Here is a 14,880-nt window from a genome sequence, read left to right on the forward strand (position 1 = left end):
CATAATCAGGCGGTAAACACGAAAAAGGCTTAGCAGAAACCTGACTGCTTTAACAATTGATATGCTTGAACAACAGCCCGAAAACGTTCTTCCGAACCACGATCGCCACCATTAGCATCTGGATGGTGCTTTTTGACAAGCTCCTTGTAGCGCCTTTTTATCTCTTCCTGTGTTGCACCTGCAGAAAGATCGAGCGTATCGAAGGCTTTGGCTTCCAGCGTCTTGAGCTTGCGGGCTTGCTGAATACGTTGGCTACCCGCCCTTCCCCCTTGCGCAAAACCATTGGTGAAGCCGAAAGGATCGCGGATACGGGCGTTGGCACCTGCTGCGCCGGACCGTAGGGTAGAATGCAGCGGACTGTCGCGCGCTGTCTTGTTGACGCCAACCGTCCATGTCGGGCGGTGACCGGTCACAGCTTCTTTCTGGTATCGGGCAATCTCGCCATCGGACAGGCCGGAGAAGTAGTTGTAGCCCTTGTTATAGTCCTTCACATGCTCGAAACAGAACAGGAAGAATTGCCCCTCGGCATTGCGGCCGACAGGTGCCCGGTGAACGCCCGGCTTGTCGCATCCATCCCACTGGCAGGTTGGCGCCTGAACCTCAGGCTCCTTTTCCCTTTTCCGACGCGTGCGGATGCGGTCAAAATATTTCGAATCCAGTTTCATGATGTCCTGATTATGGTGCGCGAAAGCACGCACAACAAGAATTGACAAATTGGAATGTTGCTGGCTTCTAGGTAGCCCCTTTTTAGAAAGCCAACAGGATTGGAGCAGCCAGCATGTCCCTGCGCGAACGCATAGAAACCAAGCTCAAAGAGAGCTTTTCGCCGGAGCGGCTTCGGGTGATCGATGAAAGCCATATGCATGCCGGCCACCAGCCGGATATTACCGGCACGGGCGAGACGCATATGCGTGTACAGATAGTGGCGGAAGGCTTTCTCGGCAAGTCACGCGTCGACCGCCACAGGGCGATCAACGCACTTTTGAAGCCGGAGCTCGATGCCGGCCTGCATGCGCTTGCGATAGAGGCCGCAGCGCCGGGCGAACCCACCCGTTTCTAAGCTCAGTCGGGATGCTTTTCCGACAGGAAAGACTGTACCTCGGACGCCGCAACATCATCGGCCACGAAAGATTGGCCGATGCCGTGGGTCAGGATGAAGGTGAGCTTGCCACCCTTTACCTTCTTGTCCTGGGCGATCGCCGCCATCAATGTTTCAACAGGCGGCAATTTGCCTGGAATATCCTTCATCGTCGTCGGCAGGCCGACAGCCTTCAGATGCGCTTCCACGCGCGCCGCATCATCCGGGCTTGCAAGGTTGAGGCGTGACGAGAACTGGTGGGCCAGCACCATGCCGATCGCAACACCTTCACCATGCACAAGTCGTTTACTGTCGTAATCTGTCGCGGCCTCCAGCGCATGGCCGAAAGTATGACCGAGATTGAGCAGCGCACGAACACCGTTTTCCTTCTCGTCGGCAACAACGACATCGGCCTTTGCCTGGCAGCTCGTCGCAATCGCCTGAATCCGGGCTGGACCGCCGCTTTTGATCTCGTCCCAGTTTTTCTCCAGCCAGAAGAAAAATTCAGGCTTGTCGATCAGGCCGTACTTCACGACCTCAGCATAACCGGCGCGAAATTCACGCGGGCTCAGCGTATCGAGAACGGCCGTATCTGCCAGAACCAGATCAGGCTGATGGAAGACACCAACAAGGTTTTTGCCATGCCGCGTGTTGATGCCCGTCTTCCCGCCGACCGACGAATCGACCTGTGCCAGAAGCGAGGTCGGGATCTGAACAAACCGCACACCGCGGCGCACGATGCCAGCCGCAAATCCGGCGAGATCACCGATGACGCCGCCGCCGAGTGCGATCACCGCATCGTTGCGTTCAACACGCGCTGCCAGAACAGCGTCGCAAACCGTCATGAGATGCTCGAAACTCTTCGTCTTCTCGCCGGCGGGCAACGTCAGAGAGACGGCCTCGATACCATCCGTCTGAAGCCCATCCATCAGATTTTCGAGATAAAGCGGTGCCACATGCTCATCGGTGATGATTGCGGCGCGCTTTCCCTTTAAACGGGCAGAAATCTCCCCACCTGCCCTGCCGATCAGCCCCGGCCCGATCAGAATGTCGTAGGCGCGTTCACCGAGCGGCACATGGACGAGACGTTCTTCACTCTGGTTTTCGGCGGACGTCATGGCATCTCATCTTTCTTTTCAATGCCGGCAATCGCGGCCAGCACTTCATTCACAATGATTTCCTTGCGCACGTCCCGCGATTCGATGGTCATGTCGGCTTCCGCATAAATCGGATAACGCTTCTCCATCAAAGCCGCGAGTGTCGCTTTCGGGTTTTCGGTTTTGAGAAGCGGTCGATGGTCACGCTTGTTCACGCGCTCCCACAAAACTTCGATATCCGCCTTCAGCCACAACGAAACACTGCCCCGCTTGATATGACGGCGGGTATTCTCGTTGATGAAAGCTCCGCCGCCTGTCGAAATGACCTTTGGCCCGCCGCGCATCAACCGTTTGATGACGCGGGTCTCGAGAGCCCGGAACTCATCTTCTCCGTAGGTAGCAAAAAGCTCCGAAATCGTCATCCGCGACACGCGCTCGATTTCGACATCCGTATCGATGAAGGAAAGCTTGAGTTGCTGTGCCACCAACCGGCCGATGGCGGATTTTCCCGCTCCCATAAGCCCGACAAAGACAATATTGCGCCGTCCGAGCTTCGCCCGCGCCTGTTCCCCAAGTGTGGATGGGACTGTTAAATTCGTTTCATTCATAAATTTGAAAGCCCGTTTGGCATGGATATCTGCAAATGTTTACGAAGCGTCAAGCCAAATTGCTGACTGAATTGCGTTGAATCACTTGGATACCCACGGCCATGCCGTGCACAATACCGCCGAATGGAGCCACTATGCCGACCCTCTTCCGCTTCACGATCGTACTGGCGACCATTGCAGGGCTGATCTATGGCAGCATGGTGCTCCTCGTAATGTTCGTACAGCCGCGCGAACGTGAGGTCACCGTGCGCATTCCTTCAGAGCGGCTAAACCCATCCACGACTGAACCCGCAAGGCGCGCACCATGACCAATGTGCGTGGGATGAGCGGTCGGGATGGCGCCCGGCTTGAGAGTTTTCTGGAAATGATGAGCGCCGAGCGCGGCGCAGCCACAAACACGCTCTCCTCGTACGAGCACGACCTCTCGGATCTCCGCGAATTTCTGGCCGGACAAGGCCAATCTCTGACAGAGGCGGAGGGCAACGATCTTTCCGCCTATCTGGCGCATCTTTCCGCGCAGGGCTTTGCATCGACCTCGCAGGCACGGCGCCTTTCATCGATGCGCCAATTCTACCGCTTTCTCTATGCTGAAGGATTACGCGGCGACGATCCAACCGGCATTCTCGACGCGCCCAAGAAAGGCCGCGCCCTGCCCAAGACAATGAGCGTAGCGGATGTGACGCGATTGTTGGCGCTGGCAGCGGACGAAGCGCAAGGCCAAGGCCCCGGTCAGCTTGGCCGGATCAGAATGCATCTGTTGCTGGAACTTCTCTACGCCACCGGCATGCGTGTCAGCGAACTTGTTTCGCTACCGTCCAAGGTGTTGCGCCACGAAGGCCGTTTCCTGATGATCCGTGGCAAAGGCAACAAGGACCGTATGGTGTTATTGTCGCGCACGGCCATCACGGCAATGACCGCATATGACGACGCCCGCAAGGTGCTTTCTCCCGAAAAAGCCAAGGCCGCCGAAGACAGTCCATGGCTTTTTCCCTCGAACGGGAAGGAAGGTCACCTGACGCGACAGGTTTTTGCCCGAGACCTGAAAGATATCGCAATCCGTGCCGGACTGAGCCCTTCTGCAATATCACCCCACGTCATGCGTCATGCCTTTGCCAGTCATCTGCTGCAAAATGGCGCAGACCTTCGTGCCGTGCAGGAACTGCTCGGCCATTCAGACATTTCAACGACACAAATCTATACACATGTGCTGGAAGAACGCCTGCAAGAGCTGGTACAAACGCATCACCCTCTTGCCAAACAGGCTAAAAACCTTGATTAGAGCGACCGGAACCGCCGGATAACCCGGTCAAACCTTGCGCAAAACGATCGGAAACGGATCTCATGCACAACTACCTCGACTTCGAAAAACCTATCTCCGACCTTGAGGGCAAGATCATCGAGCTGAAGAAGCTTGCCGCCGAAGACGAGAGCATAGACACCTCGGAGGAGATCGGCCGTCTTGAAACGCGCGTCAACGACGCGATGCAGGACATCTATTCGAAACTGAATGCCTGGCAGAAAACGCAGGTCGCGCGCCATCCGCAGCGTCCGCACTTCATCGACTATGCCAATGCGCTGTTCACCGATTTCACGCCGCTCGCCGGCGACCGTAAATTTTCTGAAGACGCCGCCATCCAGGCTGGCCTTGCCCGCTTTAACGGCCAACCCGTTGCCATTATTGGCCAGGAAAAGGGTAACGACACCAAGTCGCGTCTCAAGCACAACTTCGGCAGCCCACGTCCGGAAGGATATCGCAAGGCGATCCGCGTGCTGGAACTGGCTGATCGTTTCTCGCTGCCGGTCGTCACCCTGATCGACACCGCTGGCGCTTATCCAGGCGTTGGCGCAGAAGAGCGCGGCCAGGCGGAAGCCATCGCCCGCTCGACGGAAATGTGCCTGAACGTCAAGGTTCCGATCGTCTCTGTCGTCATCGGTGAAGGTGGCTCGGGTGGCGCAATCGCAATTGCGACCGGCAATCGCGTCTATATGCTCGAGCACGCGATCTACTCGGTTATTTCCCCGGAAGGTGCCGCCTCCATTCTCTGGCGCGATTCGACCCGTGCCAAGGAAGCCGCGACCAACATGAAGATCACATCCGACGATCTGAAGTCGCTTGGCGTTATCGACGGCATCATTCCAGAGCCGATGGGCGGCGCCCATCGCGATCCATCAAAGGTGATCAAGGCGACCGGTGACGTTATCGGCAAGGCGCTGGAAGACCTCTCGCAGCAGTCCGGTACGCAGTTGCGCGCCGAACGCCGCCAGAAATTCCTGGATATCGGCAGAAGCCTCTAAGTCGCAGCCCCCAGATCTCTGCGCCTTATTTTCCAGACGGTCCGCCCCAACTCGGCCACAGTCACGTCACATCAAAGTGATGGGTCGGTAGCTCAGGGGCGGATTCCGATTCAGTTAAGAAGATGTAAACGGTTAATATCGTATTTAAATTGCAGACGCGCAGGTGTAGAACTGCGCCGCGACATCGTCTTTCGGATCGACTCATGCGTTTGACACATTTTGCACTGCTTGCCTGCACGGCGCTCGTTCTTACCGGCTGCAACGACACGTTGGAAACCGTCGAGCGCGACGTATCTCACGTCAAGAACAAGGTCGACTATCCACTCGCGCCATCCATTCTGGCTGAGATGGACAAGAAGAACATGGAGCGGACGTCGCCGATTGCGATCCGTATCTTCAAGGAAGAAGGCGTTCTGGAAATCTGGAAGGCCAAGCGAGACAATCGTTTCGACAAGATTGCCGAATATCAGATCTGTGCCTGGTCCGGAAAACTTGGCCCCAAGGTCAAGGAAGGCGACCGCCAGGCGCCCGAGGGTTTCTACAACCTTACGCCTGCGCATCTCAATCCTAATTCGAAATATTACCTCGCCATCAATACCGGGTTCCCGAACCGCTACGATCAGGCCAATGGCCGCAACGGCACGAACCTGATGATTCACGGCGCCTGCTCGTCTTCCGGCTGCTATTCGATGACGGACGCGCAGATTCTTGAAATCTACGGCTTTGCCAGAGACGCCTTCAAGGGCGGCCAGAAAACGGTACAGTTGCAGGCCTTCCCCTTCCGTATGACGGCGGAAAACATGGCTCGCCATCGCCAGAGCGAGCACCTAGAGTTCTGGAAAATGCTGAAGGTCGGCTACGACAATTTCGAAGTCACCAAACGTCCACCTGAGGTGAATGTTTGCGAAAAGAAATATGTCTTCAACCAGCAGGTGGAAGGCGGTGCCGTGAACGCCTCCGCGCAGTGCCCTGCAATGAGCACCCCACCGGCATTGGCCAGTGCACTGTCGAGCTACGAAAAGACCTACGACCTCGCCTATGACAAGGCGATGAAGAAGTTCGATGGCATGGCCTGGTACGACCCGAGCGAAGCCGAACGCAAAGCACTCGTCGCTGAAAAGCGCAAAGGTCGCGAGCCGGCTTACGCCCCGACCGGTTCCGCCCTGAAGGCTGGCAAGCTGATGAAGGAAACCGAGTACGCAGCGCTAATGGAAAAGAAAGCGCAGCAAGTGACCACGACGTCGCCAGCAACGACGGCGACCGCCTCTTCATTGCGTGGGCCCCGCCCGGCAGCAGCACAACCAGCAGCGCCGCAATCTAACCCGGCACCGGCTGCACCGACGATGGTCGCGTCTGCAGCAGCACCGTCGTCTGGCGCTCCAGGCGGAGCAGCACAGAGCGTTCCCGTTCCAGCCATGAACCCCTTGGCCTATTCCGCAGCACCTCAGCCTGAAGCTCCGGAAAAGAAGCCATTCTGGAAGTTCTGGGCCAAGGAATGAGCCGGACGACCGAGATCCTGTTCGACTTGAGGGGGCTTAAATGCCCCCTTCCGGTTTTGAGGAGCCGCAAGAAACTCACAGCCCTCCAAGCTGGAGATACGCTCACTGTCGAGACGACAGACCCACTGGCAGTCATCGATATTCCGCACATGTGTAACGAAGATGGTCACACATTGCTGGAAACTGTCGCGACTGACACGGGGCATCGGTTCAGGATCGTTAAAGGCTGACGCCGACCTTGCTGCCGGTTAAAATCGTAGACCGGAAATCGCCAGGGGATTGTCGATTATGGCCTGTCGGTCTGGGCGATCAATGCGCGGCGCCCCTGTAAAGGCGGCGAAGAGATCCTGCACAAATGCCTCTGGCAAATCCCTGGTAATCAGAACCATGCGCGTGCGCTGATCTTTCGGATCAGGCCATGCGGCAAGGCGTTCCGGCGCATGGAAAATGTTCTGCACGCCGTGCAGCACCAGAGGCCGCTGCGGATTATCAGAGACCTTGACGATTGCCTTCATACGCAACAGCTTTTCGCCATGCGCCGAACGCAGAAGATCGACAAACATGTCGATCGCCATCGGGTCAATGGGCGTGTCGTGCACGATTGAGAAAGAACGAATCTGATCGTCGTGACGATTGACGTCATGGTGATGGTGATGGTGATGGTGATGGTGATGGTGATGGTCGTGATCGCCATGCCCGTGATGATGGTCATGATGATGTGCGTGGGCATCTTCCTCACCCAGCCAGCGGCTAACGTCTGCTGTTTTGCCTTCAGTGTTGTAGAGACCGTTGTCGAGCAGCTCCGCAGCGCTCCATTCGTTTCGGTCGCCGTCCTCGATCACAGCACGCGGGTTAAGAGATTGAAGGCGTGTCATCAGCCTGGAAAGGCTTGCATCATCGGCAAGCGTCCGCTTCGTCAGCACAAGCCGATCGGCAACCGCGACCTGCTTTACCGCTTCGACATGATTGTCGAGCGTCGACAACCCGTTGACGGCGTCCACGACGGTAACGACGCCGTTCAGCGAGAAGCCGTGGGCAATGACCGGATTGCCCATGACAGACTGCATGACAGGTGCAGGATCGGCGAGTCCGGTGGTTTCGATCACCACGCGGTTGACGCGTTTCAACCTGCCGGTCTGCATGCCGTCCATCAATTCCGCCAGTGTGTCCACCAACTCACCACGTACTGTGCAGCAAAGACAACCTTCGGCAAGCTCAATGATGCCATCGCCAGAGCTTTCTACCAGCATGTGGTCGATGCTGACGTCGCCGAACTCATTGATGATGATCGCCGCATCGCTCATTGCGGGATCTTTCAGCAGACGGTTGAGCAGCGTCGATTTTCCAGCACCGAGAAATCCAGTGATGATGGAAACCGGGATGCGATCGCGAGACATGTCGTGCCTGTCAATTTTGGGGCTGTTCCAATAACGAGAACACTCATCGTATGGCTGGAACCGCGTGGGAAACAAAATATCGCCCGTCGCGGGAAGCAACGAGCGACATCGTAATATCATAACACGGCCGCGATGCGAACGGGAAATCCTCAGATCGTGTCACGCCCTCACCGACAGCGACGGAAAATCAGAATGTCGGACGCGGTATCGGGATCGGAACATTGGCCACCTCGCCCTTCGTTGCGTTGACTGCAACGGTTTCGCTGCCAGGAATAAGGCCTGCGAAGGAATATTCCGGCGGACGCGTCATTTCCCTGACATAAGGAGAATGGATCTTCATACGTCCAGCCTCATCGCGGCTTTCACTGCGGATTTTGGCGGCCTTGGGATTGCAGATTTCGGCGCTCACATCATTCACGATATCGGTATCGCCATAGGGAGAAAGCGACGCCAGCGAAACGCCCTGACCGGATGGCGAGGTCAATCCCAACTGCAACAGATCTGCGGATTGATCGGTACGTCCACCGAGACTATCGGCACCCAGCACCACGGTAATCACCGAACGGCCATTGCGGGTCGCCGAAGAAACCTGATTGAAGCCGGAGGCACAGATGAAGCCGGTCTTCATGCCGTCGGCACCTTCGAAACGGCCGACGAGCATGTTGTAGTTGGCATAGTTCTTCTTGCCGGTTGTGACGCCTTCAAGCGAGAAGTAGCCGGCATATTCAGGGAATTCGCGCTTAATGATAAGCGCCAGAAGCGCAAGGTCGCGTGCCGTCGTATATTGCCCCTTGCCGGGCAGACCGTTGGCATTGACATAATGGGTCGAACTCATGCCGAGGCGCGCCGCCTGCGCATTCATCTGCGCCACGAAATTGTCGTTCGTGCCACCGATCGTTTCAGCAATCGCAACGGCGACATCATTCGCAGATTTGATCAGCAGCAGCTTCAGCGCGCTGTCGAGCGTGAGCTTCTGGCCAGGCTTGAAATACATTTTCGACGCGGGCTGATCGGCTGCCTTCTTGCTGAAGACAACTTCCGTCTGAGGACTGATCCGACCCGACTTCATGGCCGAGAACGCGATATATGCGGTCATCAGCTTCGTCAGCGATGCCGGATACCATTTGCGAAACGCCTCCTGATGGGAGATGACCTTGCCGGTCTTGACGTCAACCACGATCTTCGGATTGGCGTTCGCCATTGGCGCTGTGGCAACAAGTCCGGCCGTCAGGACGGCGACGATCTTTGAAAGCCGCCAGGCGGCGTTTGGCATTCTGCTGTTCTGTGGCAAGGCGTGTCCTCGAATTCCCATGGTCGGTCGGGAACTGGCAATATTCACCATATATGTCCTAGCAATGGCAAAGTACATTGATTACGTCAATTATGCGGCGCACTATCCACCGTGGAGGAAGACGTTTAGCGACGAGCCGTACCGATAAAACAGGAATGAACGAATGCCGATTTTGAACAGAGCCGCCGAACTTCAACCCGAAGTTAGCCAATGGCGGCACTATCTGCATGAAAATCCCGAAATCCTCTATGACGTCGAAAACACCGCGAACTTCGTTGCCGAAAAGCTGAAGGCCTTTGGCGTTGACGAAATCGTGACCGGCCTTGGCCGCACCGGCGTCGTCGGCATCATTCACGGCAAGGCACCCGGAAAACGTACCATCGGCTTCAGAGCGGATATGGACGCGCTTCCAATCGTCGAAGAGACCGGCAAGCCATGGGCTTCCAAGACCGATGGAGCCATGCACGCCTGCGGCCACGACGGTCACACAGCCATGCTGCTCGGCGCCTCGAAATATCTCGCCGAAACGCGTAATTTTTCAGGCTCTATCGCTGTGATTTTCCAACCCGCCGAAGAAGGTGGCGCGGGTGCGCTTGCCATGGTGGAAGACGGCTTGATGGAGCGCTTCGGCATCAACGAGGTTTATGGCATGCACAACATGCCGGGGATTCCGCTCGGCACTTTTGCCATCCGCAAGGGCGGCATCATGGCCGCACCCGACAAATTCTCGATCACGGTGAAGGGTAAAGGCGGTCATGCCGCCCAGCCGCACCGCACGATCGATCCGATCACCATCGGTGCGCAGATCGTTGGCAACCTGCAGATGATCGCATCGCGCAATGCCGATCCGATCCGCTCGGTCGTTGTCTCCGTCACCCGTTTTCAGGCCGGTTCCAGCCACAATATCATTCCGAACGAAGCGCTGATTGCCGGCACCGTCCGAAGCCTGGATGAAACCGTGCGTGACCTGGCGCAGGACCGGATCAAGCAGATGGCAGAAGGCATCGCGCTTGCCAATGGCGCGCAAGCAGAGGTCGTATACGAGCGATATTGCCCTGTAACGTTCAACCACGCCGCCGAAACCGAACACGCGATCCGTGTCGCCCGCGACGTGGCCGGGGAAAAGAACGTCGATCCCGAAGTCGACCCGTCGATGGCAGGCGAGGACTTTTCCTTCATGCTGAAAGAACGTCCGGGCGCCTTCATCTTTATCGGCAATGGCGATTCGGCTGGCCTTCACAATCCAAGCTACGACTTCAACGACGAAGCCATCGCCTACGGAGTTTCCTACTGGGTGAAACTCGCCGAACAGCGTCTTGCGGATGAAGCCGCCTGAAGAAAGGCGAGGAACAGATCAACCGCGGCAAAGAACGCGGTTGATCCGCCGATGGAGCCGGGTTAAAGAGCATTCAAGTGTCCACGTAGCTCAGCAGGATAGAGCACAGGATTCCTAAGTGAAATTGGGGGTTGCGTTTGGAAACGACGCAATCGATCTGCTCAAAGTCGGGGAACGCTTCGTTGCACTTGCAACATGCCAATCCCGAGCCAAGCTTCGGAGAAATCCGTTGAAGGTGTAGAGACTGGATGGGCAGCACCTAAAGGCCTCGGCCCATGGTGAAGGGACAGTCCAGACCACGAACGACACCGTCTATGAACGACGGGACGGCGGCGAAAGTCGAAGTGGTATGAATCCTGGGGTCGGAGGTTCGAATCCTCTCGTGGACGCCATTTTCCTGCAAAATACGATGTAAAACCAAGAAATTACCAACAAGTCTACCTGATCTCACCCGTTGGGAGCCCCATTCACAAACCCGTGAAAACACGCATATTGGCATTGGATTATCCTCCAGGCGGCCCAACATTCACCTGCGTGTGACTGTTCCCTGCAGACCTGTTTTACGATTCCAATGCGAATGAAGGAGATTAGATGAGCAACCAATGTGGCCCCTACGTACAGATGGGTACGCTTGCAGAGCAGATGGCCGGCAGATACCAGATGGACGCCAACCTCGCATTGGACTCACACCTGTCGCATTACATGGATGAGGTCGCGGTCAATGTTGCCGCTGACAGTTTCGACCACGTCGGTTTCATGAACAATATCCGCGACCGACTGAAGCTAACGCTGGCCTCGACGATCAGCCCAAGGCGCCGAGAATTTCTGGACGCCGTCGTTGTCGCGCTTCAGGAAAGGATCGATCGCTATCCACTTGGCCGTTAGGCGAGGCACCTCGGGATGGCGCAGACGACGGCGACTTTTGAGTTCTGTCGCGCCTGACTGGTTTTATCCAAAATTAATTATGCCAGAAAACAAAAAATCAAATCTTCACCCGTAATTTCCAAGCCGGGTAAAGATTTGGGGGCACGTGTGCGAAATTTCTGGCGCGACAAATCCGGCAACTTCGGAATTCTTTCTGCATTATTGATCGTGCCGCTTTTTGGGGCGGCCGGCGTTGCTCTCGACGTTGCGGACGCAATGTCTGTGAAGGAGGAAATCCAGCGAGCAGCCGATTCGGCGGTGCTCGCGGCTGTAGCCGACCTATCGGCGAGCGTCCAGGCGGCAAAAAGCATGCAGTCCGATGGTGCAATCAGTGTGGGAGAGACGGAAGCGCGCGCGTTCTTCGATGCCAATGCCGCTCAGTCGATGGCGTACAGGATAAATGCCGTCGATATTTCCGTGACAAAAAAAGGCAACGTCGTCGAATCGACGCTGAGCTTCAAGGCGACGATCAATACGACACTCTCGAAAGTTCTCGGCAAAGACATTTTGACAGTCGGCGGCTATGCCTCGGCCAGATATGAGACCGAGACGTTCAGTGACTTTTATCTTCTTCTCGACAACACACCTTCCATGGGTGTCGGGGCGACACCCGCCGATGTCTCAAAACTCGTTGCCAATACCAGCGACAAATGCGCATTCGCTTGCCACATTGTCAAAGACGGCGTGGCCGATAAAAACAGCTATTACTACAAGGCAAAATCGCTTGGCGTCACAACGCGCATCAATGTCGTGGCAAAAGCGACCGCCAGCCTGATGGATACCGCAATGTCAACGCGGAAGAACAGCAATCAGTACCGCATGTCCGTCTACACCTTCGGTGAAAAGGCAGAGGATACGAAATTGCTCGAAGTCGTTCCGCTGACCTCAGACCTGACCTCGGCAAAGAAGAAGGCAGGCGAGATTGATCTGATGTCCATCCCATACCAGGGATACAATAACGACCAGCAGACCGACTTCGACCGCGCTCTGACCCAAATTTCCGACAAGATTGGCAAACCTGGAAACGGCTCAAGTTCAGCGAGCCCTGACAAGGTTGTGTTCTTCGTTTCTGACGGCGTCGGCGACAGCTACAAGCCATCGACCTGCACAAAGAAGACTACGGGCGGCCGTTGTCAGGAGCCGATCGATATAAAACTCTGTACCAAACTGAAGGAAAAGGGCTTCCGGATTGCCGTGCTTTACACCACGTATCTGCCCCTGCCGACGAACTCCTGGTACAATTCCTGGATCAAGCCTTTTCAAAGCGAAATCAGCACACGAATGCAGGACTGTGCTTCGCCAGGCCTGTTTTTTGAAGTCAGCCCGACCGAGGGCATCAGTGAGGCGATGTCCGCGCTGTTTCGACGTGTCATCACCTCTCCCCGTTTGACGGGCTGATGATAGTCTGGACCAACAAAACGTTAAGCCGGTCCATAGAGTTTTAAATGTATATTAATGCCAATTGAAGGACCTGCAGTCTTCTGTCGTCCGTCGTGTTGGCTTTATTCCCATACAATTGCAGATTTCATTTCGACGGCATGAATGGCGTCTGGGATATGATTCACTCGCAATGCGTGGGCTTGGTTCGGAATGCTTGCTTTTATCGTAAAGCTTTGCAGCAGCGCTCATTTCCGTATGCAGGGCAAAAGCAACCTGCGAACAAGGACCTTCGTGGGAACGGCAGAGCGCCGCAAACGAAACGCCAGGCAGAGACTGGCGATCATGATCGCCGGCTTTGCCGTCATGTACATCGTTGTTGGCGCGCGGCTTGTCCAATACGGTATGACCGAGCCCGCGATCATGGGCTCCATCAATTTCAACGCCAACTCTGTCGCCTCTCGTCCGGATATTCTGGATCGAAACGGCGAACTCCTGGCAACCGATATCAACACTGTATCGCTCTATGCCGAGCCCCGCAGAATTGTCGACGCGGATGAAGTTGTCGAGAAACTTGCAACCGTCCTTCCCAATCTGGATTGGCGCGATACGCACCGGAAACTTCAATCCGGAACCGGTTTTCAGTGGCTTCGGCGGCAACTTACACCACGGCAGCAGTCCGATATTCTTTCCCTTGGCATTCCAGGTATCGGCTTTCGACCTGAAAAACGCCGCTTCTATCCCGGCGGAACAACCGCATCGCATATTGTCGGCCACGTCAATATCGACAATCTCGGCCTTGCAGGAATGGAACGATATATTGACCAGCAAGGCTATGCCGACCTTCGAGCCGCTGGCCTTACGAATGACACCCGCCTGGAACCCGTCCAGCTTTCGATCGACATCCGCGCCCAGCATATCCTGCGTGAAGTGGTGGCCCGATCGATGAAGGAATATGAGGCGGAAGCGGCCGGCGCTGTCATCCTTGACGCCGAGACGGGCGAGGTCATCGCCATGGCATCGGTTCCAGACTACGATCCGAACGAGCCTTCACGAACCCTTGGCGACGGAAGCGTCGACAAAGAGTACGAAAAGGGCTGGTTCAACCGGATGAGCAACGCGACCTTCGAGATGGGCTCGACCTTCAAGAGCTTTACGCTGGCCATGGGGCTCGATGCCGGACATATCACCCTGAACTCTGTCGTTGACGCCACTCGCCCCATCCGCATGGGCGGCTTCACGATTCGGGATTTCAAGGGGAGGAACAGGCCACTCTCGATCCCAGAGGTCTTTCAGTATTCATCCAACATCGGAACCGCAGCCGTTGCCGACAAAGTCGGAATTGAAGGGCATCAGGAGTTCTTAACCCGGCTAGGACTTCTCTCCAGAATGGAAACCGAAATGCCGGGCGTGGCGACCCCAACCCAGCCGCGCACGTGGAAAAAGATCAATTCAGTTACGATTTCCTTCGGCCATGGTGTTGCGACAACGCCGCTACAAACCGCAGTCGCGGCGGCTGCCCTCATCAACGGCGGCAACCTCATCAATCCGACATTCCTGCCACGCTCCAGAGACGATGCAGCCCTCATATCGCGCGCTGTCATCAAAGAGAAAACCAGTGCCGATATGCGTTTCCTCTATAATTGGAATGGCGTGAAAGGGTCCGGCCGCGCAGCGCAGGTAGAAGGATTTCACGTCGGCGGAAAAACCGGTACGGCCGATAAGGTTATCAACGGGCGTTATGCCAAGGACATCAACTTCAACGCCTTCGTAGCGGGGTTTCCAATGGAGAAACCGAAATATGTCGTGCTGACGATTATCGATGCGCCCAAGACTGGTGTAAATGGTGGCCGAACGGCGGCATCCACGGCCGCACCGATGACAAAAGAAATCATAACCCGTACGGCGGGCCTGCTGGGAGTGAAACCCAGTTTCGGACTTGACGATCAGCCGCAGCTGCTCGTCGACTACTAGGCAT

The 14,880-nt window shown here is 56.1% G+C and carries 15 protein-coding genes; 10 read left to right on the forward strand and 5 right to left on the reverse strand.

Translation table 11 applies throughout. The annotated features are described in order from the left end of the window. Positions 1-29 precede the first annotated feature (29 nt). Entirely contained in the window at positions 30-665 is a 636-nt protein-coding gene (locus tag HWX89_RS07465; protein ID WP_138792116.1) for a J domain-containing protein, read from the reverse strand. 113 nt (positions 666-778) lie between these two features. Between HWX89_RS07465 and HWX89_RS07470 the strand changes: the two genes are divergently transcribed. Continuing rightward, positions 779-1,060 carry a BolA family protein gene (locus HWX89_RS07470; protein WP_138792115.1) on the forward strand — a complete coding sequence of 94 codons (282 nt, stop codon included), beginning with the start codon at positions 779-781 and terminating at the stop codon, positions 1,058-1,060. Positions 1,061-1,062: 2 nt separating this feature from the next. Here HWX89_RS07470 and aroB read toward each other — a convergent pair whose 3' ends face one another. Beyond that, positions 1,063-2,196, reverse strand: a complete 1,134-nt coding sequence (gene aroB, locus HWX89_RS07475) for a 3-dehydroquinate synthase (protein WP_138792114.1) — start codon at positions 2,194-2,196, stop codon at positions 1,063-1,065. Then, positions 2,193-2,783 (reverse strand): shikimate kinase, encoded by a 591-nt coding sequence (locus HWX89_RS07480; protein WP_138792113.1) that lies wholly within the window; start codon positions 2,781-2,783, stop codon positions 2,193-2,195. Before HWX89_RS07480 ends, aroB begins: the two co-directional genes overlap by 4 nt. 134 nt (positions 2,784-2,917) lie before the next feature. Between HWX89_RS07480 and HWX89_RS07485 the strand changes: the two genes are divergently transcribed. The 5 genes from HWX89_RS07485 (at position 2,918) to HWX89_RS07505 (ending at position 6,807) form a co-directional block, all read left to right on the forward strand. Then, entirely contained in the window at positions 2,918-3,091 is a 174-nt protein-coding gene (locus tag HWX89_RS07485) for a histidine kinase (RefSeq protein WP_138792112.1), read from the forward strand. A 14-nt stretch (positions 3,092-3,105) separates the two neighbouring features. Next, positions 3,106-4,062 (forward strand): site-specific tyrosine recombinase XerD, encoded by a 957-nt coding sequence (gene xerD / locus HWX89_RS07490; protein ID WP_138792269.1) that lies wholly within the window; start codon positions 3,106-3,108, stop codon positions 4,060-4,062. Positions 4,063-4,124: 62 nt separating this feature from the next. Then, positions 4,125-5,078 carry an acetyl-CoA carboxylase carboxyltransferase subunit alpha gene (locus HWX89_RS07495; protein ID WP_138792111.1) on the forward strand — a complete coding sequence of 318 codons (954 nt, stop codon included), beginning with the start codon at positions 4,125-4,127 and terminating at the stop codon, positions 5,076-5,078. Between the two features lie 203 nt (positions 5,079-5,281). After that, positions 5,282-6,577 (forward strand): L,D-transpeptidase family protein, encoded by a 1,296-nt coding sequence (locus HWX89_RS07500; RefSeq protein WP_138792110.1) that lies wholly within the window; start codon positions 5,282-5,284, stop codon positions 6,575-6,577. Further along, a complete protein-coding gene (locus HWX89_RS07505) occupies positions 6,574-6,807 on the forward strand; it encodes a sulfurtransferase TusA family protein (protein WP_138792109.1) in 234 nt (77 codons plus the stop codon). Before HWX89_RS07500 ends, HWX89_RS07505 begins: the two co-directional genes overlap by 4 nt. A gap of 18 nt (positions 6,808-6,825) precedes the next feature. On the opposite strand, the gene HWX89_RS07510 is transcribed toward HWX89_RS07505, so the two are convergent. Further along, entirely contained in the window at positions 6,826-7,974 is a 1,149-nt protein-coding gene (locus HWX89_RS07510) for a CobW family GTP-binding protein (RefSeq protein WP_138792108.1), read from the reverse strand. A 187-nt stretch (positions 7,975-8,161) separates the two neighbouring features. Beyond that, positions 8,162-9,247 (reverse strand): D-alanyl-D-alanine carboxypeptidase family protein, encoded by a 1,086-nt coding sequence (locus tag HWX89_RS07515; RefSeq protein ID WP_178340653.1) that lies wholly within the window; start codon positions 9,245-9,247, stop codon positions 8,162-8,164. A gap of 181 nt (positions 9,248-9,428) precedes the next feature. Here HWX89_RS07515 and HWX89_RS07520 point away from each other — a divergent pair, with 181 nt between their 5' ends. The 4 genes from HWX89_RS07520 to HWX89_RS07535 all read left to right on the forward strand — a co-directional run bounded on the left by HWX89_RS07520 (position 9,429) and on the right by HWX89_RS07535 (position 14,876). Beyond that, a complete protein-coding gene (locus HWX89_RS07520; protein ID WP_138792106.1) occupies positions 9,429-10,601 on the forward strand; it encodes a M20 aminoacylase family protein in 1,173 nt (390 codons plus the stop codon). A 591-nt stretch (positions 10,602-11,192) separates the two neighbouring features. Continuing rightward, positions 11,193-11,486 carry a hypothetical protein gene (locus tag HWX89_RS07525; protein WP_138792105.1) on the forward strand — a complete coding sequence of 98 codons (294 nt, stop codon included), beginning with the start codon at positions 11,193-11,195 and terminating at the stop codon, positions 11,484-11,486. Between the two features lie 147 nt (positions 11,487-11,633). After that, positions 11,634-12,923, forward strand: a complete 1,290-nt coding sequence (locus tag HWX89_RS07530; RefSeq protein WP_138792104.1) for a TadE/TadG family type IV pilus assembly protein — start codon at positions 11,634-11,636, stop codon at positions 12,921-12,923. A gap of 192 nt (positions 12,924-13,115) precedes the next feature. Beyond that, complete coding sequence (locus HWX89_RS07535) at positions 13,116-14,876, forward strand: peptidoglycan D,D-transpeptidase FtsI family protein (protein WP_138792103.1); 1,761 nt, start codon at positions 13,116-13,118, stop codon at positions 14,874-14,876. Positions 14,877-14,880: the final 4 nt, after the last annotated feature.

Source organism: Rhizobium sp. RM, from assembly GCF_013390595.1.
GTDB lineage: Bacteria > Pseudomonadota > Alphaproteobacteria > Rhizobiales > Rhizobiaceae > Agrobacterium.